This is a genomic window from Bradyrhizobium hereditatis, assembly GCF_020329435.1.
Taxonomy (GTDB): Bacteria; Pseudomonadota; Alphaproteobacteria; order Rhizobiales; family Xanthobacteraceae; genus Bradyrhizobium; species Bradyrhizobium hereditatis.
Window position 1 is genome coordinate 107,705 of the sequence record NZ_JAGKJK010000009.1, and the last position, 19,047, is coordinate 126,751.

The window sequence follows — 19,047 nt, forward strand, 5'->3', positions numbered from 1 at the left end:
CCGATCGACATGAAGGAGCGAACCTGCCCGTTTGAAGGGGGCCGCGTAGCGCTCCCGGAAGAAAAGGCGCGAGGAGGATGGCATGAGGAGCGTGGACGATATCACTGCGGCCGAATTGCTCGACGGCCTGCCGTCCAGGGTACATGAGGTCTATGCGCCGTTCGTGCGGGACATCCCCGATCATCCGGCGTTCGTGGAAGGGGGGCGTTCGTGGAGCTACCGGCAGTTCTCGGAAGCTGTCGACGCCGCCGCGAAGGATCTTTCCAATTTGGGAATCAGGCCCGGCGATCGCGTGATGATTGCGAGCGAGAACAGTGTGGCTCTCGGGGCGATGCTTTTCGCGGCGAGTAAGCTCGATGCTTGGGGCATTGCGGTTAATCCCCGCCTCTCTGCCAGGGAAATCGATCTGATCGGGACGCACAGCGGCGCCAGACGCGTGCTGTTCAACTCGGCGCTTTCAAAGGAAGCTGCCGATCACGCCAGCCGCGTCGGCGCTAAAATAGATGCTGTGGGACCGTTCGGTGGAATCGGCATTGGTCCTCTCAATGCGGATGCGCAAGCGGAGCCCGTCGAGAAGGATGGCGACCGACAGGTCGCGGGCCTTCTCTACACCTCGGGCACGACCGGTGCTCCGAAGGGAGTCATGCTGAGCCACCGCAACCTCCTCTTTACCGCAAAGACTTCGGGAATCCTTCGTCAAAGCGGACCGGCCGACCGCATCTACGGCGTGCTGCCGATGTCCCACATCGTGGGGTACTCGATCCTGTTGATCGCCACGCTGATGCACGGCGGCACATTGTATGTTGTGGCCAGGGCCGATCCCGCTGCGCTGGCCCATGCCATCGCCGAGGAGGGGATTACAAGCCTGTTCGGCGTACCTGCCACATATCAGCGTCTGCTCGAACACAAGGCGGTCAAGGGCATTCAACGGCTCGAACGGGGCAGGCTGCGGGTCATGGCCGTTGCCGGCGCTCCCCTCGACCTTGATCTGAAGAAGCGGATCGAGGACGAATTCGGAATCCCTCTATTGAACAACTACGGCATAACCGAATGTTCGCCGGGCCTATCGGGTGTCCGCTCAGAACGTCCTGTCACAGACGAGTCGGTCGGCCCCTTTCTTCCCGGCATAGAGCACCGCATCGTGAACAGGCAGGGCAAGAACGTTGCGACCGGCGAAGTAGGCGAACTGCACGTCCGAGGCCCCAACGTGATGCTCGGCTACTATCGTGCTCCGGAACTCACGGCAGCGGCGATCGATGACCAGGGGTGGTTCAACACGGGTGACCTCGCGCGGGTGAACGGCGAGGGCCATCTCTACATCGCTGGCCGAACCAAAGAACTCATCATCCGCTCCGGCTTCAACGTCTACCCCGCTGAGGTGGAGGCGGTTCTGAACGCGCACGAGCAAGTCGTCCAATCAGCTGTGGTGGGACGACCGGTTGATGGCAATGAGGAGGTCGTCGCGTTCGTGCAGCTTCTCCCCGGCGCCAGAGTTAGCGCCGAAGACCTGAAGACGTACACGGCCCAACAGCTCACTTCGTACAAGCGTCCGACTGAACTGATCGTGCTCGACGCTCTGCCCGCGGCCTCCACCGGCAAGATACTCAAACACAAGCTGCGAGAGATCGCGATCGAGCGAGGGGCTGCGAAGGTGTCCGATGCGGCAGCCGCGGGCTGACACAACGTCGCGAGAAACGGTGTCGATCGCGAAGATCGCAGGGAAGTTCAACGAATAGTGCGCGACGCAATCCGTCGCCGAACAAGGGAGAAGTCGATGCTCTGGAAGTCCATACTAGCAGCGGCGATCGGCGTGACGATTGTCGGCGTGCAGGCGCGTGCAGAAACACCCGGCGTCACCGGCGCCGAAGTGAAGGTGGGGGCTACGTTCCCGTTTAGTGGTCCCGCATCGCCGCTCAGCAATACCGGCAAGGGTCTGATCGCCTACATCAATTCGATCAACGACCGCGGTGGCATCAACGGCCGCAAGATAAACCTCATTACCTACGACGATGCTTACAGTCCTCCCAAGACGGTGGAGCAGACCAGAAAGCTTATCGAAAGCGACGAGGTGGCATTCCTGTTCGGTCCGCTGGGTACGCCCGGCATCAGCGCCACCATCAAGTACGTCAACGCGAAGAAAGTGCCTCATCTGTTCGTAGTGAGCGGGGTCACCAAATTCACGAACTTCGTTGAATTTCCGATGACCACCACGGGGCTGCCCAGCTATGACACGGAAGGGCGAATCTACGCGAAGTACATCACCCAGGCCCGGCCGGACGCAAAGATTGCGATCCTTTATCAGAACGACGATTTGGGTAAGGACTTCGTCAATGCATTCAAAGGCTACCTGAAAGGCGACTTCGACAAGAAGGTTGTAGCGTCCTCGTACGAAGTGACCGAGCCGACGATCGATTCCCACGTGGTGAAATTGAAATCGTCTGGCGCAGAGGCGTTCCTGGTCGCCGGCACGCCGAAATTCGCGGCCCAAGCCATCAAGAAGGTTGACGAGATCGGTTGGAAGCCGCTGTTCCTGATCAATTTGGTGTCGAGTTCAGTCTCTTCAACTATCGTCCCAGCGGGGCCGGAGAAAGCTGTGGGCATCGTCGCCGCGACAATCTTCAAGGATCCGGGCGACAAGAAGTGGGCCGATGATCCCGGCATCAAGTGGTTACCGCGACTATTTCGCGAAATACCTGCCGGGTGCCGACATCGGTGATGCCAACTATCTGTTCGGTACGCAGCAGGGACAGATCCTGGAGCAGGTGCTCAAGCAGTGCGGTGACGATCTCTCGCGCGAAAACATCGTCAAGCAATCGCGGAGCATACGCGGGCTGTCGCTGCCGACTCTCGTACCGGGCGTTACGATCAACACGGGCCTGGAAAGCAGCATGGCGTACACGCAGCTTCAGTTGCAGCGCTGGACCGGCAGTTCCTGGGAGCAGTTCGGAAACGTACTCAGCGCCGAGCAAGAGTGAACTTGCCTTTTGAAGTGCAATGCGGGCGATCTGAGCCCTCAAAGCCACCAGCTGAATCAAGGAGCGCGAATGTCCAGCGACGTACTCTTCCGGCCTTTCAAGTTAAAAGGGCTGAACTTGCCGAACCGGGTCGTGATGGCGCCGATGACGCGCTCGTTCTCTCCGGGCGGAATTCCGACCGAAGACGTCGCGCGGTACTACCGCCGCCGTGCCGAAGGGGCGGTCGGGTTCATCATATCGGAGGGTACGGGCGTGGATCGTCCGGCATCCCTGAACGATCCGAATGTTCCCCGCTTTTATGGCGATAAGGAACTGGCGGGCTGGCGGCGTGTGGTCGACGAGGTGCACGCTGCGGGCGGCCTGATGGCGCCGCAGCTATGGCATGTCGGAGCCGTTCGCACGCGCGCCCAGGATTGGTCTCCTCCCGGTGCCTACGATAGTCCGTCCGGTCTGTCGCGACCGGAGAAGAAGTTCGGCGAGCCGATGAGCGAAGAGGACATCGCAGACGCCATTCGCGCTTTCGCCGATGCGGCGCTTGCCGCGAAGCGTTTGGGATTCGATGCCGTCGAATTGCACGGCGCGCACGGCTATCTGATCGATCAGTTCTTCTGGGAGGGTACCAATCGCCGCGAGGATACCTATGGAGGCAAGGACCTGCCCGGCCGGGCCCGGTTTGCCGCTGATATTGTCCACGCGGTGCGCACGTCGATCGGACCGGATTTTCCGATATTGCTCCGGATCAGCCAATGGAAGCAGCAGGACTACGAAGTGAAGCTGGCCGACACGCCTCGCGCATTGGAAGCCTGGCTCAAACCTCTGGTCGATGCGGGCGTCGACATTTTGCATTGCTCGCAACGGCGCTTCTGGGAGCCGGAGTTCGATGGCTCCGATTTGAATTTCGCGGGATGGGCGAAGAAAGTGACGGGAGTACCGACGATTTCGGTCGGTTCGGTCGGTCTGACCGGCGAATTCATCGCCGCATACGGCGGAGAGAGCTCCCGTCCGGCGTCCCTCGACGAGTTGATCCGCCGCCTCGATCGCGAGGAGTTCGATCTTGTCGCGGTGGGGCGGGCGCTGCTTCAGGATCCGCAGTGGCTGCTGAAGATACGTGACGGCCGGACGGAAGAACTCATGGCTTTCGAACGGACCGCGTTCGCCGCGCTGAGCTGAACGGCGACCCGACCCAGAATTATTAGGACGGTTCTCGGCCGAGGTCTAGCGTTACTGAATGGGGGCTATCCAGATGCTTTGTAGCCGATCCTTTGGCGACCATTCCAAGCTGGCTGGGAAAAAATAATTGGCTGCAGCCTGCATGTCGTTGCGCAGTCGCCTGGAAGCAATTCGGAGACCAGCAAATGAACGAGACGAAAACCCAAGTCGGCCAGATCCGGACCGAGGTGCACGGGCATGTGTTCAAGATCATCATCGACAACGTGGCAAAGAAGAACTCCTTCAGTCCGCAGATGATGGCGCAGATGTCGGATGCGATGACGCTTCTTGATCGAACGGACGATTACTGGGTCGGGGTGCTCTGTGCCGAAGGCCCGGATTTCACGGCCGGGCTGGATATGCCGAAATTTTTTGGACCAAACGCTGAGAATACCGAGATCAAGGCCGGCAACATCGATGCGTTCGCGCTGAAAAGCCGATGCCGCAAGCCGATTGTGACGGCAGTGCAGGGGGATATGTTTCACGATCGGCATCGAAATGATGCTGGCTGGCGACATTGTCGTGGCGGCCGACGACGCCCGGTTCTGCCAGATGGAATCCAAGCGCGGGATCGCACCGCTCGGTGGCGCCCACTTTCGCTATCTGACCCGGGCCGGCTGGGGAGATGCGATGTATCATTTGTTTCTGTGTGACGAGTTCAATGCGGCCCGGGCGCACAAAATCGGGTTTGTTCAGGAAGTCGTCGCTCCCGGCCGGCAGATCGCCCGCGCAATGGAGATTGCGGATCTGATCGCCAGGAACGCGCCGATCGGCATTCAGGTAACCAAGGAAGCCGCGCTGAAATACATCGAGGGCGGTGAAAAAGCTGCGATCGATTACATCCCGAATATCAAGGATCGCGTCTTCAGCAGCGAAGACATGAAAGAAGGCATCCAGTCTTTCGTGGAACGTCGCTCGGCAGTGTTCCGCGGCAAATAGGGATTCCGCGGATCCCCACGTAACCGCGCAGCAGAACTTCGCCCAAAAGCTTGAGGATCTGACTATGGGAAGCATCAAGAAGGCATTCGATCTCACCGGCAAGAATGCTCTTGTTACAGGCGGCTCCCGCGGCCTTGGGCTGCAAATCGCCGAGGCGCTAGGTGAGCAAGGGGCGCGGGTCGTAATTTCCTCTCGCAAGGCGCCGGATCTGGAAAAGGCCCAGGCGCATCTTGCCGGTCTCGGCATCAAGGCGGAGTGGATCGCAGCGGACAATTCCAGGGACGAAGACGTCAAGCGACTCACTGACGAAGCGATCAAGAAGCTCGGCCGGGTGGACATTCTGGTGAACAACGCGGGCGCAAACTGGGGCGCGCCGACCGAGGATCACCCGATCGAGGCGTGGGACAAGGTGATGGCGGTCTGACTTCGGTGCTGTCGTCTTCCTGAACTTCTCTGTCTCGCCGCTTTCGGTTTGGTGGTGATATGCGCCTTTCTGCGGAGTTCAGTTTTTATATGACGATAAGCATCTAACGTTTCTAAGCATCTAACATTTCGCTGTTTACTAGGTTAGCTCGGAGCAGGCAATGCGTTACACGAAAGACCATGGGCAGCAGACGCGCAGGCGGATTGTCGAAAATGCTTCCTATGGTCTGCGTCAGAACGGTGCCGACGCCTTGAGTGTGGTCGACCTGATGAAGCTCGCTGATCTGACGCATGGCAGCTTCTACGCCTACTTCAAGTCACGTGACGCTTTGGTCGTCGAAGCGCTCGCCTTGGCCATGGATCAAACCGTCACCCACTGGCTGAATTTGACGCAAGGGTTGTCCGACGCGAAAGGATTCGACGCCGTTGCCGAGTCCTATCTGAGCCCCCGCCATCGCAACAATCCGGCCCGTGGCTGTGCGCTTCCGGCCTTAGCCGCGGAGATCGGACGCTCAGGCCCGGAGGCGCGGCGTACATTTGCAGCCGGGCTCGAGAAAATGATCGACTTCATCGCGGGGTTGATCCCGAAGAGGCCCTCATCCGATGCACGGCAGGCTGCCGCCGGCGCAATTGCCACCATGGTCGGTTCGATCGTGCTCGCGCGTGCAGCCGGCGACAAGCGGCTGTCTGACGCCGTTTTGGAAGCCGGTCGGCAGGCCCTGCGCAATCAGGCCGCCAATTTCTTTCCGAGTCCATAAGCTTCCAGCAGAGACCATACCTTGCAAATGCGGGACGAGACGTTGATGCCGGGTGAATTCTTCCCGATTCTGCGTCGGGTTAGCTCCTTGGCGATGATGCGGCTCTGAAAGCGAGCCAAAGGACCACCGGGCGCGCAACCTACCGTCGACGCACCGAGCAAGTTGGGGCCTGCAATTATCTTTTGCAACTTGTTGCAAAAAGAAAAACTCCGAGCTACATTCTTTTGCAACTTGTTGCAAAACGGAGGATGGGCCGTGAGCTATCCCGTATTGTTGTGGCCGCTTGAACCCGGCTTCACCACGCTCCGTGACCGAGGCTCTATGCACGTCGGATTACCAACCAACTAAGCGACAAAATCGGCAGCGGAGGATTGCATCATGTTCAACGACGGGCTTCTCACAGGCCGCAATATTCTGGTGACCGGCGGTGGCACCGGGCTCGGCAAGGCCATGGCAACGAAATTTCTCAGCCTCGGCGCAGAGATTCACATTTGCGGACGCCGCAAAGGCGTTTGCGAGGAGACCGCCGCCGAGTTGATGAAACTTTATGGCGGTAAGGTCACCGCACACGCCGTGGACATTCGCGACGCCGCGGCGGTCGACGCGATGGTCGAGTCCGCTTTCAAGGACCGTCCCCTCACGGATCTCATCAACAACGCGGCTGGCAATTTCATTTCCCGCACGCAGGATCTCTCGCCGCGCGGGTTCGATGCCATCGCCAATATCGTGATGCACGGCACGTTCTACGTGACCCACGCTGTCGGCAAACGCTGGATCGCCGGCGGACATCGCGGCAACGTTGTCTCCATTACCGTGACATGGATACGTAATGGCGGCCCGTACGTGGTGCCGTCGACCATGAGCAAATCCGCGATTCACGCCATGACCATGTCGCTGGCCACGGAATGGGGTAGGTACGGCATCCGCCTCAACACCATCGCGCCGGGAGAAATTCCGACCGAAGGCATGAGCAAGCGCATCAAGCCGGGCGACGAGGCCGGTGCGAGGACCGTCGCCGCGAATCCGATGGGCCGCCTTGGGGAAATGAGCGAGTTGCAAAATCTCGCGACGTTTCTGATCTCCGGCGGGTGCGACTGGATCAACGGCGAGACCATCGTGATGGACGGTGCCCAGGCGCTGGCGATGGGCGGCAACTTCTACGAAATGCGCGACTGGAAGGATTCAGATTGGGCCGCAGCGCGCGACGCCATCATGGCTCAGAACGAGAAGGACAAGGCGAAGCGTGGTTAGCGGTCGAACTGGCCGCTAAGCGCGCCATCAATCAGGGAACACGGCTTGCCGCGTCTGAGCACGCTATCGGCAATTCCAAAGGCGAGGAAACCACAATGACTGGACTGCTCCATCTTCATCCAGCCGCCGCAGCATCTTTGGAGAAGTGGCACGCTATGATCGCAAGGAAAGATCTTGGCGACCTTTCCTCGATCACTCATCCGGAAGTGATCTTCCGCTTCCCGATCGCATTCAATTCCTACCACAGCGTCGAAGCGTTGGTTCTGGTCATGAGCAACGCGGTTCAGATTTTCGAGCATTTCAACTACCATCGTCAGGCCGCGACTGCCGATGGCCAGAATGTCGTTCTCGAATTCAGTGCCAAGGTTGGCGGCAAGATGGCCAAGGGAATCGATTTCATTCGCTTTGACGACGACGGCAAGATCGTCGAGTTCGAAGTGATGATGCGGCCGCTCAATGCCGCGCAGGCGCTTGCCACCGAAATGGCGAAGCGCGTCTCCGGCGCGCTCCCTTCGTTCAAGTGAGGTGAAATGAGATGCGTGTTCATCTGGTCCATGCGCACCCTGAGCCGAACTCTTTTGTGAGCGCGATGCGCGATGTCGTGATCGACGAACTGAAGGCCGCGGGTGCGATTGTCACCATTTGCGATCTCTATCACAACGGTTTCAATCCTGTTCTCTCCGGGAACGATTTCACTTCAAGAAGCCGACCCGATTACTTGGTGTACACGCTCGAACAACGGCACGGCTACACTACTTCGACGCTGGCTTCCGATGTTGCTCGCGAAGTAGAGAATGTAATGTCGGCGGACCTCATCGTCTTCACTTTTCCAGTATTCTGGTTCAGCGTTCCGGCAATTCTTAAAGGCTGGATCGACCGTATCTTGCTGTGCGGCCTGATGCATAGCGGCAACCGGGGGTTTTACGATCTGGGTGGTCTCAGGGGTAAGAGAACATTTACTGCAATGGCTCTCGGCGGGCGCCGAAATATGTTCGGACCAGGCGCCCTCCACGGAGAGCTTGAGACTGGGATGATGCGCCATTTCTTTCAGGGGACGTTGGGCTATGTCGGACTAACCGTGCACAAGCCATTTGTCGCCTATCATGTTCCATATATCACGGACCACGAGAGGCAGACACAGCTGCAGGAGCTGCGGGTCTATTTGCGTGAACTCGACCGCCAACCCATCCTCAAGTTTCCTGAGCTCAGAGATTTCGACGATGTGCTTACGCCAAAGCGCGACCGTGCTCGTTAGAAGCCAATGGCGGCCGAGAGGTTCGGCCACTTCGCCGTTGAGTTCGTCCATAGCTGATGCGACAAGCTCTACTGCCATGTTGAGAATCGTTCGCCGATGTCGTTGCCCCACGCATTGTTGACCGCATTGATCGAACGACCCTGTTCCGGATCCGAACTGGCCGAACGCTTCGACCGTTCCATCGGCTATTTTTGGCAGGCGACTCATCAGCAGATTTACCGGGAGCTTGCCCGTCTCGAAGCTGCCGGCTTCGTTCAAGGCTCTCTCGTCGACGGCGCGCGAGGCGGCAAGAAGACTTATCTTGTGCTGCCCGCCGGACTCAAGGAGCTGCGACGTTGGCTTACGGAGACGCAGGCCCCGTCTCCGATTCGCGATGAGCTGATGGTTCGCCTTCGGGCGGAAGCCGTCATCGGTCCCACACGCCTCATTGAAAAGCTGGAGAGACTTGCCGGGCTACACCGGGAAAAGCTCAAGGTCTACCGGGAAATTGAGGCCAGGGATTTCTCGCAAAAGAGAATGACGCGGGATGAAAAGCTTCGTTGGCTCGTGCTTAAGGCCGGAATCGACTTCGAGACCCAGCGTATCGCCGTTTGCAAGGAGGCAATTGCAATCCTGAAAGCATCCTGAGCTGCTGATTCAGCCCCTTAATGAAGATCCAGCCCCTTATGAAGAGGAGGCGGATAATGTCAGGCTGCCAGCCTTGGGCGAAGGGTATCCAGCGCGGCTCGACGACCTAATCCCGCGGCGGAGGGCAGCTTGCCAGCCTGAAACGTATAAGGAGGACGGGGACCATGCCTTCTCTTATCCCTAAGCTGCCGCCGGCATGGCCCTAGCCCAAGGGAGTAATGGGTTCAAGCTTCGCCAAATAGATCGACTAGCCATTTCACAAGCCACTCATGATCATTTTCCCGACTGCCCACTCGCTCGCGAAGTAGCTGCTGTATTTGGGCAAGCTATCGGCCATGTCCAGCACACGGCGGTGATAGAATATATCCATCCGAACCGGCGGCAGCCGGGTCTCGGGCTCGAACTTGAAATTGCTGGCCGGGATGAACATCACCTTGAACGGCCCGACGCCCGCAACCTCCACAACGGGCTTGCCGCAAGTCAGGCAAACCCCGCGATTGAAGTTCGGCGGCGGACGGTATTTCCTGAATGAGATATTGCCGGCGTTGTTCAGGACGACATCCTTGGCGCGAACGGCGACCACATCAGCGAACGGTTTGCTGTTGAACGCCTGGCAGATCAGGCAGTGGCACCGGAACCTGGCTTTCGGCGAGGTATGCACCTCGAACGAGCAGGCGCCGCATTCGCATGAGCCGCGGAGCGGCAACGATGTGTCGGTGGTCATGTGCTGATACTCCTGAGCTTGATTTGATGACGGCGTGCTGGTCACCGGAGCATCATGTTGAGGATGGTATCAATCGGCTGTCTGAAGGGCGCGCGCAGAAGATTGGAGAGGTTCCAGCGACCCTGCTCATAGATCCCCTTGGCATGGCTGAGGGTACGGAAGCCCTCGACCCCATGGTAAGCGCCCATGCCGCTGGGCCCGACGCCGCCGAACGGCAAGTCATCCTGGGCGATGTGCATGATCGTCCCATTGATCGTGACGTTGCCTGAGGTTGTTCGGCTCAGCACCCTGCGTCGGTCTTCATCATCGGCACCGAAATAATAGAGCGCGAGCGGCCGAGGCCGGGCGTTCACATAGGCAATCGCATCGCCGATGTCGCGGTAGGGAAAGATCGGCAGGACCGGGCCGAAGATCTCCTCATGAGCGATGCGCATCTCGTCTGTGACGCCGAGGACGACCGTTGGCGCCAGCGTGTTGGGGCGCAGAGACGCCTCACCGGGCCGGTTGCCGACCTCGATGATCCGCGCTCCCTTGGAGCGAGCATCCTCGATCAGGCCCTGGAGCCGGGCATGGTGCCGCTCGTTTATGATTGAGGTGTAGTGTTCACTCGTCGGCCCGTCCGCATAGAAGGACGCCGCCTTCCGGTCATACGCCTTCACGAACGAGTCAATGTCGCTTAGGCGGCAGCCGGCTGGGGGCTCGTCCACGGCATGACCATGCTTGCGATCGATGGGCTCTTGGTGCCCGAGAAGGTGGGATCGGCCCCCTTGGATGCGGCCTTGAGCACGCTGGTGGAAGGGCTGGGGACCCCAGCAAAATGACACTAGCTGCGCATGCAATAATATTCGCTCGTGGCCACACCGCGGAGGTACAGTTTCGGAGACACCGGCATCTTCAGTGCTGAAGATCGAGGCTAGCCAGCTTCTTGCGATCGAGCAGCACGATCTGGCGCTGGGTGTTGCCGATAAAGCCGAGAACGCCGATATCATGCAAACGCGACAACGCGCGTGACACCGTTTCCAGCGTGAGTCCGAGATAGTCGGCGATATCGCGCCGACACATCGGCAGTGCGAGAATGCCAGCTGCCGTCGATCGCTTGTCCATCTCGATCAGGAAGGCCGCGACACGCTCGAGCGACGTCTTGCGTCCGAGGAGCAACATATGGTCTTCGGCGTGCCGGAGGTTCTTGGTCGTCATGCTGAGGAGATTGCGGGCCACCATCACATCGCTCTCGGCAACGCGCTCGAGGCTGCATCGCTTCATCAGCCGGACGGTGGTGTCGACGATCGCCTCGGCGGTGAAGCGATGGTCGGTGCCGATCTCAAGTCCGAAAATATCGCCGGCAAGATGAAAGGCTCCGATCTGACGACGGCCGTCGGAGAGCAGCTTGTAGCTTCGTACCGCGCCGGTTACGACTTGATACACATAGTCGGCCGGTTCCTTTTCGCCGAAAATTTCGCATCCCTTCTTGTAGCTGAATTCATTCAAACTGACTCTGGTAAGCGAGCCGTCTTCGGGACAGTTCACTCCGAGAATGCCTGGAAACTCAACTGCGCTGGGGGTGCTTGTGTGGACAAACATGGACCATCTCCTTACTCGAACGATAACTCGTTTGGGCGGTGGCCTTCGAAATTCGCAACTCCGAAACGTAGCGCAGCTGTCGCATTCCTGGAATGGTCATTCACGACGCAAGCCATTTCTCTTCATCGACGATGGGCGATCCACCGTCCCAAGGACAGGTGAGGGATACGTCAATATGGTTGCCATGATAGGGTATAGGCAGTTGCAATGGTTTCCGCCATATCCTGACCAGTGCTAGCTTCCGCGGAGGCGTTTGGCCGTGCGCGCCATGATCAGGATCATTTCGTTTGAGGGATATCTGCGAGATTGCATGGGTCTCTTTCAGGGCCGCTTGCTTCTAAATTTCCTTTGCATTGGGGATCATCGTCGATTTTGGGCAGGGCAATCTTATGGATACATCTTTGCTCGGAAGGTGAGGAGCTGCGGTCGCTGCCTCGTACCTTGATTCAGATCAAGCATTGATGGAGCATGGCCAGCACTGTGCGGCCACGGCCGCTGAGTGTTCAGGCGGGTGGAGGAGAGAAGAAATTTGAGCGAACAGATGCATCCGGCAGCGCCCCATCATCTGCCGTTTTTCATTCCCGGCGCCGACGGGTCGGACACCCTGATGGTGGTTATGGGCATCTTCCTTGTGGCGACCGTCCTTTGGGTCGGTACCCTGTACTGGAAGCTGCACAGCCTGCCCGAGCGCATGGCGCACAGGACGCACAAGCTGCAGTTCGAGATCGTCGCCGTTCTCGGCCTGATCTCGCTCTTTACCCACATGCATATCTTCTGGATCGCGGGCCTGTTGCTCGCAATGATCGATCTGCCTGATTTCGGCACGCCGCTACGCAGCATTGCCGGATCGGTCGAGCGCATCGCCGATGCCGCGCCGGGCGCTCCGGATGTCGAGCCCGAGGTCACGCCAGCTCCGCATTCCAGCGCCAAGCCGACGGCGAAGGAGGAGGTGCACAGCCATGCTTGAGCTGATGATCTGCTCGCTCGTGACGATCCTGCCCGATTATCTCTACCGCCGCTATGTGCAGGGCAAGCGGTTCGGCAAGGAGATCACCTTTTTCTCGGTCTGGTATGAGCTGAGGTGGGGCATCACGGCCTGCCTGATGCTCACGATCGGGCTGATCACGATGATCTTCTATTACCATCCCTCGACCACATCAGCGGCTATCTATTTCCGCACGGTGCCGATTGTTCCTGAAGGTTCAGGTCGCGTCGCCGAGGTCAATGTAGGCTTCAGCCAGGCCGTGAAAAAGGGCGATGTACTTTTCCGGCTCGACAACTCGAAGCAGCAAGCCGCACTGGAAACCGCCAGGCGCAAGATCGCCGAGGTCGATGCAGCGCTGATCTCGGCGCGCTCCGACGTCATCAAGGCGGAGGCCCAGATTGGAGAGGCCAAGGCTTCCCTTCAACAGGCCAGGGACGAGCTGGACGTGAAGAGTGAGCTGCAGCGTCGCAATCCCGGCATCGTGCCACAACGCGACATCGAGAAGCTGCAGGTGGTGGTCGATCAGCGGCAAGCCACTGTAGACGCGGCGAGTGCCGTCAAGGAATCAGCCGCGTTGCGGGTCTCAACGCTGCTGCCGGCGGAGAAGGCAAGCGCCGAGGCCGCCATGGCAGAGGCGCAGGTCGATCTGGACAAGACCTATGTTCGTGCGGGTGTCGATGGGCGCGTGGAGCAATTTCTCGTGCGTACCGGCGACGTCGTCAATCAGCTGATGCGGCCCGCCGGCATTTTGATACCGGAGAGCGCCGGTCGGATCAGCCTTCAGGCTGGCTTCGGCCAGATCGAGGCTCAGGTCATGAAGCCGGGCATGATCGCAGAAGCGACCTGCATCTCGAAGCCGTGGGTGATCATTCCGCTCGTGGTAACCGGCGTGCAGGACTATATCGCCGCGGGTCAGTTGCGCTCCGGCGAGCAACTGGTTGATCCGCAAAGTCTCCGGCAGCCGGGGACGATCCTTGCGTTCCTCGAACCGCTCTACAAGGGCGGGCTTGAAGGGGTGACTCCCGGCAGTAGCTGTATCGTCAACGCCTATACCAGCAACCACGATCTGATCGCCGATCCCAAGACGGGCGCCCTGAAGGGCTTTGCCCTACATGCCGTCGATGCGACCGGACTTGTGCATGCGCTGCTATTGCGCATCCAGGCGTTGCTACTGCCGATCAAGACGCTGGTGCTGAGCGGGCATTAAGGAGAAAGCGACGTACGAGAATGCTGCTTTCGGCATTCCGCGAATGCGTCTTTCTTCAAGCGTAGCCCCGCCGCAATCTAGATGCGTTCTATGCGCTGGGCCGGCGCATCCGCGTCTGCAGCAGCCTCGCCGAGCCCGATGAGATCGAAGGGGAGATCGACCGCGTGCTGCAAGGGCGGCGGGAAAGAGGCCGCCGCCGAGAAGGAGGCGCGCGAGGCCATCGCACCGAACGTGGCGGCGCACCGGCTGGAAAACCTGATCGGCGACCGCCCGATCGCCCTTGCAGCGCAGCAGAAGGGAGGGCCGCGCGCGAGCTGAGCGGAGGGATTCCTTTGATCTTTATCAAATCTCAGACGTACCTGTGGCCTGAAGCTTCGATCCAACGACAGGAATGGAGGCGACGATGGTTCGTTGCGACAAGATGCTGCTGGTGATGGCACTGCTATGGAGTGTTCCCGTCACCGCACCGGCGCAAACACCCGCCACCCCGCCTGCACCGAGCCAGGCGCCGGTACAGCCGCAACCCGAACAAACCTTATTGAAGCCCGAGCAGCTCGAGGCTCTGGTCGCCCCGATCGCGCTCTATCCGGACGCGCTCGTGGCCAACGTGCTGGCGGCGTCGACCTATCCGCTGGAAGTCGTGCAGGCGGATCGCTGGGTGAAGGGCAACAAGGCCCTAAAGGGCGATGCGCTGAAGGCGGCGGTCGACAAGCAGGCCTGGGACGACAGTGTCAAGGCGCTTGCCAGCACCGCAGACGTGCTTGCGATGATGAGCGACAAGATCGATTGGACCAAGAGCTTGGGCGATGCGGTGCTTGCGCAACAGCCCGATGTGATGGACGCGATTCAGCGGCTGCGCACCAAGGCCTATGACAATAAAAAGCTTGTCACCACCAAGCAGCAGAAAGTCAGCGTCCAGACGCAGGAAAACAAGCCGGTCGTCGTCATCGAGTCGGCCGATCCGGAAACACTCTATGTGCCGTACTACGATCCGGCGACGGTCTACGGAGCGTGGCCCTATGCGGAGTATCCGCCATATTATTTCGGGTATCCACCTTACATCGGGGCGGGCGTGATCGCGACAGGCCTCGCGTTTGGCGCCGGCTGGCTATCGGACGCTGGGGAAATTACTGGGGTGGCGGCTGCAACTGGGGCAATCGCAATCTCTACGTCAATAATTTCAACAGGGTCACTAATGTCGGGAACAGTTGGCAGCATAACCCGGCGCATCGGCAGGGCGTGCGTTACAACAACGCCAACGTTGCGCAGCGCTTCGGCAACAACGATCTGAAGGCCGGCGCCTCGAACCGAATGGATTTCCGCGGGCGCGAAGGGCAGCAAGTGCTTCGTCCCGGACAGGATCGCCCCGGTGGTGCCGATCGCGCCGGCGATCGTGCAGGCGATCGGGCAGGCGATCGCGTAGGAGATCGTGGCGGCAACCGGCCGGGCGCGGCGGATCGCGCCAAAGGTGGTGGCGATCGGGCCAAGGCCAGCGGCGGTGATCGCGCCAAGGCTGCCAATCGCGGCGGCGGCAGCGCCGCGCGCGGAGATCGCGGAGGCGGTCGCGGCGGGGCAATGAATGTGTCGGAGGGTCGGGCTGCCGCTGCCCATGCCGACCGCGGCCGGGCAAGCATGGCGAGCATGGGCCCACGTGGCGGTGGCGGTCCGAGCTTTGCGGGAAGAGGCGGGGGCGGCTTTGGCGGCGGAGCCGCCATGAGAGGTGGCGGCGGTTTTGGCGGCGGCGGAGGTTTTCGCGGCGGCGGGCGACGCTCCGACATCGCCCTGAAGCACAGCATCGTTCAACTCGGTTATCTCGCCAATGGCCTCGGCTACTACCGTTTCAGCTACCTCGGCAGCACCAAGGCCTATGTCGGTGTGATGGCCCAGGAAGTCGAGCGCGTGATGCCGGAGGCAGTGATGCGCGGCAGCGACGGTTACTTGCGCGTCTTCTACGACAAGCTCGGATTGAAGCTGCGCACTTACAGTGACTGGCTCTCTTCAGGCGCAAATATTCCTGCACAATCGGAGGTATCGCGATGATCACGATTGGGCCATTCCGGTTGGACCGCGCTGCTGCAGCTTGTGTCGCCGCCGCGATCGCGCTGGCACTCTTGATGTCGCCGGCGCATGCACAGCAGGCCTTTCCGACTCCAGAAGAAGCCGCCGCAGCGCTGGTGGCGGCCGTCAAGACCGGCTCCAAGAGGGCCATGCTCAGGGTTCTTGGCAGAGAAGCCAAGGAGATCATCGAATCCGGTGACGATGTCGCAGATGCGGAGACACGCAAAAGTTTCCTTTCGGCGTATGAAGCGAAACATTCCATAAAATCGGAAGAAAACAAGAAAGCGACGCTAATCCTGGGCACGGACGACTTTCCGTTCCCGATCCCGCTGGTGAACAGCAGGGATGGCTGGGAGTTTGATGCGGCCGCAGGTCGCCTCGAGATCCTCTATCGCCGCATCGGGCGCAATGAAGCCGATGCGATTCAAACCTGTCTCGCTTTCGTCGACGCGCAGAACGAGTACGCGGACAAGGACCGCGGTGAAGGCGCAGGCGTCTACGCTCAGCGCATCGCCAGCAGTCCAGGCAAGAAGGACGGTCTGTTCTGGCGTGACGATCGCGATCCAAGCCCGCTCGGCGAACTCGCGGCGCAGGCATCGGCGGAGGGCTACAAGCCCGGGACCGAGGGCGGAGCGCCTTATCACGGTTACTACTATCGGATATTGAAGGGACAGGGTCCCAACGCGCCCGGCGGCGCGCTGAATTATGTGGTCAAGAACAAGATGATCGGCGGATTTGCTCTCATCGCCTATCCTGCGGAGTACGGCAATTCGGGCGTCATGACCTTTCTAGTCAACCACGCGGGCACCGTTTATCAGAAGGATCTCGGCCAACGCACCCCGATCATCGCGAAGCGCATGTTCCTGTTTGACCCCGACCAGACCTGGAAGAAGGTCGACGTGGGCAATCCCTGAAACTAGGGCGAGTGGATGTTGACGCCCCATGCTTCGTTGTGCCGCGGTCGCGCTGTTTGCGTTGGTTCTGCTTCTGCCGCCGTCGGTCGCGGCGTGCTCTCCTATCGCGGCCGCAACTACCACTTCACGGCAACCGGCCAGAGTCTCGGCATCACGGCTGGTGCAACCGCCAGCCGCCTGGAAGGATGGGCTTCCGGCATACGCGACGTCAGGGACTTTGCCGGCACCTACAGTGCGGTGGGAGCGGGCGGAGCGTTAGTGGGCGGCGCGGGCGGCGTCAGCCTGAGAAATGAAAAAGGGGTTGTGCTCGATCTGAAAGGCCCGAAAGCAGGCTTGGAGTTTGCTGCGAACCTGAGCCGGATCACGATTTCACTCAGGTAGATGCCATGGGCGGCGCGTTCGCCTACGGTGATTGCGTTCCGGACACCATCCCAATGGCCACGTCGGCGCGTTCACGAGCGGATATAAGTTCATTCGACCTGCAGCTGCCGATCTAGAGATAGCGGATTGAGGCGTGAAGGGCGGTTTACACTGCAGTTCGCCGATTTTTGCTGCTGGTGTGGCCGCGCGGCCAAAGCCGAGCCAGAAGGTGATCCGATCCGGACCACGAACGCAAGAAGAAAGAAGACCCTCGACTGCTTCAGCCAGGAGAGCGCCGGAACTGCGGCGCCCATGGCAATGCCACGCAATAGACCGGAAGCGGCTCAATTCGCCGATGGCCGTCCTGCCGGCGCATCGGTGCGAACCCGCCTGCTGCCGAAATGCGGATGCCGTCCGCCGTGGTGGCGCCAATAGCGATGCATGCGCGGGGTCATATTTGCATTCGGTTTTGCGCTCTTTGCCGCAGCCGCGCCTTGGCTGGTCGATTGGGCCAAGGACAGGCTCGGCGGCGCCGTAATGGCGGCAACTACGCCGACGATTAGAGCGCCGAATATGAGCCGGATATTCATGCTTGCCTCCGCATCGTGGGTCGTCGCCGAACCGCCCATGGCATGGGACAGAGGCTCATGCGCCTCGCGCATCGCGCATAGCCTGAGCGACTTTCGTTGCCTGCGACACTCGACCGATTCTCGCACCCGTGACGATCTTTCGTCGGCGCGTGCTCGAACGCGGCACCATGCCTTCGTTGGAAGTCAATCCGGCGGAGGGATAGGAAATGAAGTTCGCGGCTCGACGTAGTGCGAGAGCCTTGCGAGCCGCTTCGACATGGGTGGTACGAGCTGTCAGGTTGTGAAGACGCGTGAGCTCCCTGTTGAGCCGCTTGAGTGCTGCGGCAAAGACCTGCTTGCGTTGCGATGGACGCTCGGCGGTTCCTGGAAAGTTCGCTCCGCGGGCGCCGCCTTTTCCGCGCACCTCCCGCCGCTTTTGTCGGCTGAGCGTTCGCTCCCTATCGCGCATCTTGCGCAGGCGGGATCGCAGATCCGCAAGATCGGTTGGCTCGACATCATAGATGGCGGGATGATGCGTTAGACGGATCGTCTCGTATTCCTCGTGGTTGAGGAGGCTGCGTTCGAGCTTGCATGGGACCGACATTCTGCTTCTCCATTCAAATCTGTCGAAGCTCGCGTGATAGGAATCATCCCGGTCTAGCGCCGCCTGTGAGTGACATGCCATGCTCCCATCGAACGCCGCACGATCGGCCATCGGGTGCTCGGTCGCGCGCGAGCTTGAACTCAGCGCTTGTGCGAAGCCGGGCGGCGAGGACGTCACGCGGACACGCCGCGAGTCGGCCACCTTCATTCTATGACCGACAAGTTTGGCTACAGTGCACTATCAACTGGCCGCTCCGCGGACAGCACAGGAGGAAACTTTTTGGCCAGCTCAGACACAGGCTCATGCTCGGCGTCCGAGCGAGGAAGCTTCCTGCAGCACCTGTTTCAATGGACAGGTTACCGCTCCATGCCATCATTGGCAACCTAAGGTTTTTATACTGGATGGAAGCCAATCGCATGCGGCTATCCAACGAGGGTTATCAGCCCAAATCGAGCGGTCATTGAATCAAAGGCCTCCCGCCTTGGTTGAACACCTTCCTAACACCGCTTGCTCATCGCCCTTCCAAGATGGCGCGAAGCTGATCCTGCGTGGAGGGCTGTTTTTCATTCGGAAACGGCTGCCAAGTTATTGAAATTGCTAGAGCGCGG

The 19,047-nt window shown here is 59.9% G+C and carries 19 protein-coding genes and 3 pseudogenes; 17 read left to right on the forward strand and 5 right to left on the reverse strand.

Annotation, left to right across the window (positions count from 1 at the left end; all coding sequences use genetic code 11):
• Positions 1 to 115: 115 nt before the first annotated feature.
• The 11 genes and pseudogenes from J6524_RS21695 (at position 116) to J6524_RS21740 (ending at position 9,437) form a co-directional block, all read left to right on the forward strand.
• Positions 116 to 1,678 carry a class I adenylate-forming enzyme family protein gene (locus J6524_RS21695; RefSeq protein WP_312002435.1) on the forward strand — a complete coding sequence of 521 codons (1,563 nt, stop codon included), beginning with the start codon at positions 116 to 118 and terminating at the stop codon, positions 1,676 to 1,678.
• Between the two features lie 96 nt (positions 1,679 to 1,774).
• Positions 1,775 to 2,975 (forward strand): annotated as a pseudogene (locus J6524_RS21700) (ABC transporter substrate-binding protein).
• Positions 2,976 to 3,044: 69 nt separating this feature from the next.
• A complete protein-coding gene (locus J6524_RS21705; protein WP_225674631.1) occupies positions 3,045 to 4,145 on the forward strand; it encodes an NADH:flavin oxidoreductase in 1,101 nt (366 codons plus the stop codon).
• Positions 4,146 to 4,438: 293 nt separating this feature from the next.
• A pseudogene (locus J6524_RS37425) lies at positions 4,439 to 4,591 on the forward strand (crotonase/enoyl-CoA hydratase family protein); the annotation flags it as partial.
• Positions 4,592 to 4,682: 91 nt separating this feature from the next.
• Positions 4,683 to 5,123: an enoyl-CoA hydratase-related protein gene (locus J6524_RS37430; protein WP_283843338.1), complete on the forward strand. Its 441-nt coding sequence runs from the start codon at positions 4,683 to 4,685 to the stop codon at positions 5,121 to 5,123.
• Positions 5,124 to 5,187: 64 nt separating this feature from the next.
• A complete protein-coding gene (locus tag J6524_RS21715) occupies positions 5,188 to 5,547 on the forward strand; it encodes an SDR family NAD(P)-dependent oxidoreductase (protein WP_225674210.1) in 360 nt (119 codons plus the stop codon).
• Positions 5,548 to 5,707: 160 nt separating this feature from the next.
• Entirely contained in the window at positions 5,708 to 6,304 is a 597-nt protein-coding gene (locus J6524_RS21720; RefSeq protein WP_225674212.1) for a TetR/AcrR family transcriptional regulator, read from the forward strand.
• Between the two features lie 378 nt (positions 6,305 to 6,682).
• Positions 6,683 to 7,555 (forward strand): SDR family oxidoreductase, encoded by an 873-nt coding sequence (locus tag J6524_RS21725; RefSeq protein ID WP_225674214.1) that lies wholly within the window; start codon positions 6,683 to 6,685, stop codon positions 7,553 to 7,555.
• Positions 7,492 to 8,079: a nuclear transport factor 2 family protein gene (locus J6524_RS21730; protein WP_225674216.1), complete on the forward strand. Its 588-nt coding sequence runs from the start codon at positions 7,492 to 7,494 to the stop codon at positions 8,077 to 8,079. Before J6524_RS21725 ends, J6524_RS21730 begins: the two co-directional genes overlap by 64 nt.
• Before the next feature lie 11 nt (positions 8,080 to 8,090).
• Positions 8,091 to 8,810, forward strand: a complete 720-nt coding sequence (locus J6524_RS21735; RefSeq protein WP_225674218.1) for an NAD(P)H-dependent oxidoreductase — start codon at positions 8,091 to 8,093, stop codon at positions 8,808 to 8,810.
• A 96-nt stretch (positions 8,811 to 8,906) separates the two neighbouring features.
• Positions 8,907 to 9,437, forward strand: coding sequence for a PadR family transcriptional regulator (locus J6524_RS21740; RefSeq protein WP_225674220.1), 531 nt, complete (start codon positions 8,907 to 8,909; stop codon positions 9,435 to 9,437).
• Positions 9,438 to 9,693: 256 nt separating this feature from the next.
• On the opposite strand, the gene J6524_RS21745 is transcribed toward J6524_RS21740, so the two are convergent.
• The 3 genes from J6524_RS21745 to J6524_RS21755 all read right to left on the reverse strand — a co-directional run bounded on the left by J6524_RS21745 (position 9,694) and on the right by J6524_RS21755 (position 11,742).
• Complete coding sequence (locus tag J6524_RS21745) at positions 9,694 to 10,161, reverse strand: GFA family protein (protein ID WP_225674221.1); 468 nt, start codon at positions 10,159 to 10,161, stop codon at positions 9,694 to 9,696.
• Between the two features lie 41 nt (positions 10,162 to 10,202).
• The gene (locus tag J6524_RS21750) at positions 10,203 to 10,820 is read right to left on the reverse strand and encodes an aldehyde dehydrogenase family protein (protein WP_312002436.1); all 618 of its coding nucleotides are present in this window, start codon (positions 10,818 to 10,820) and stop codon (positions 10,203 to 10,205) included.
• A 235-nt stretch (positions 10,821 to 11,055) separates the two neighbouring features.
• On the reverse strand, positions 11,056 to 11,742 hold the full coding sequence (locus J6524_RS21755) for a helix-turn-helix domain-containing protein (protein ID WP_225674223.1): 687 nt from the start codon (positions 11,740 to 11,742) through the stop codon (positions 11,056 to 11,058).
• Positions 11,743 to 12,271: 529 nt separating this feature from the next.
• Here J6524_RS21755 and J6524_RS21760 point away from each other — a divergent pair.
• The 6 genes and pseudogenes from J6524_RS21760 (at position 12,272) to J6524_RS21785 (ending at position 17,287) form a co-directional block, all read left to right on the forward strand.
• Positions 12,272 to 12,709 (forward strand): hypothetical protein, encoded by a 438-nt coding sequence (locus J6524_RS21760; RefSeq protein ID WP_225674225.1) that lies wholly within the window; start codon positions 12,272 to 12,274, stop codon positions 12,707 to 12,709.
• Positions 12,702 to 13,934, forward strand: a complete 1,233-nt coding sequence (locus tag J6524_RS21765; protein WP_225674227.1) for an HlyD family secretion protein — start codon at positions 12,702 to 12,704, stop codon at positions 13,932 to 13,934. Before J6524_RS21760 ends, J6524_RS21765 begins: the two co-directional genes overlap by 8 nt.
• A 138-nt stretch (positions 13,935 to 14,072) precedes the next feature.
• On the forward strand, positions 14,073 to 14,252 hold the full coding sequence (locus J6524_RS21770) for a hypothetical protein (RefSeq protein ID WP_225674229.1): 180 nt from the start codon (positions 14,073 to 14,075) through the stop codon (positions 14,250 to 14,252).
• Positions 14,253 to 14,337: 85 nt separating this feature from the next.
• A pseudogene (locus J6524_RS21775) lies at positions 14,338 to 15,974 on the forward strand (DUF3300 domain-containing protein).
• A complete protein-coding gene (locus tag J6524_RS21780) occupies positions 15,971 to 16,906 on the forward strand; it encodes a DUF2950 domain-containing protein (RefSeq protein WP_225674231.1) in 936 nt (311 codons plus the stop codon). Before J6524_RS21775 ends, J6524_RS21780 begins: the two are co-directional and overlap by 4 nt.
• A gap of 15 nt (positions 16,907 to 16,921) precedes the next feature.
• The gene (locus J6524_RS21785; protein WP_225674233.1) at positions 16,922 to 17,287 is read left to right on the forward strand and encodes a hypothetical protein; all 366 of its coding nucleotides are present in this window, start codon (positions 16,922 to 16,924) and stop codon (positions 17,285 to 17,287) included.
• Between the two features lie 323 nt (positions 17,288 to 17,610).
• Here J6524_RS21785 and J6524_RS21790 read toward each other — a convergent pair whose 3' ends face one another.
• Both J6524_RS21790 and J6524_RS21795 read right to left on the reverse strand, forming a co-directional pair.
• Complete coding sequence (locus J6524_RS21790; protein WP_225674235.1) at positions 17,611 to 17,856, reverse strand: hypothetical protein; 246 nt, start codon at positions 17,854 to 17,856, stop codon at positions 17,611 to 17,613.
• Positions 17,857 to 17,911: 55 nt separating this feature from the next.
• Entirely contained in the window at positions 17,912 to 18,439 is a 528-nt protein-coding gene (locus J6524_RS21795) for a hypothetical protein (RefSeq protein ID WP_225674633.1), read from the reverse strand.
• Positions 18,440 to 19,047: the final 608 nt, after the last annotated feature.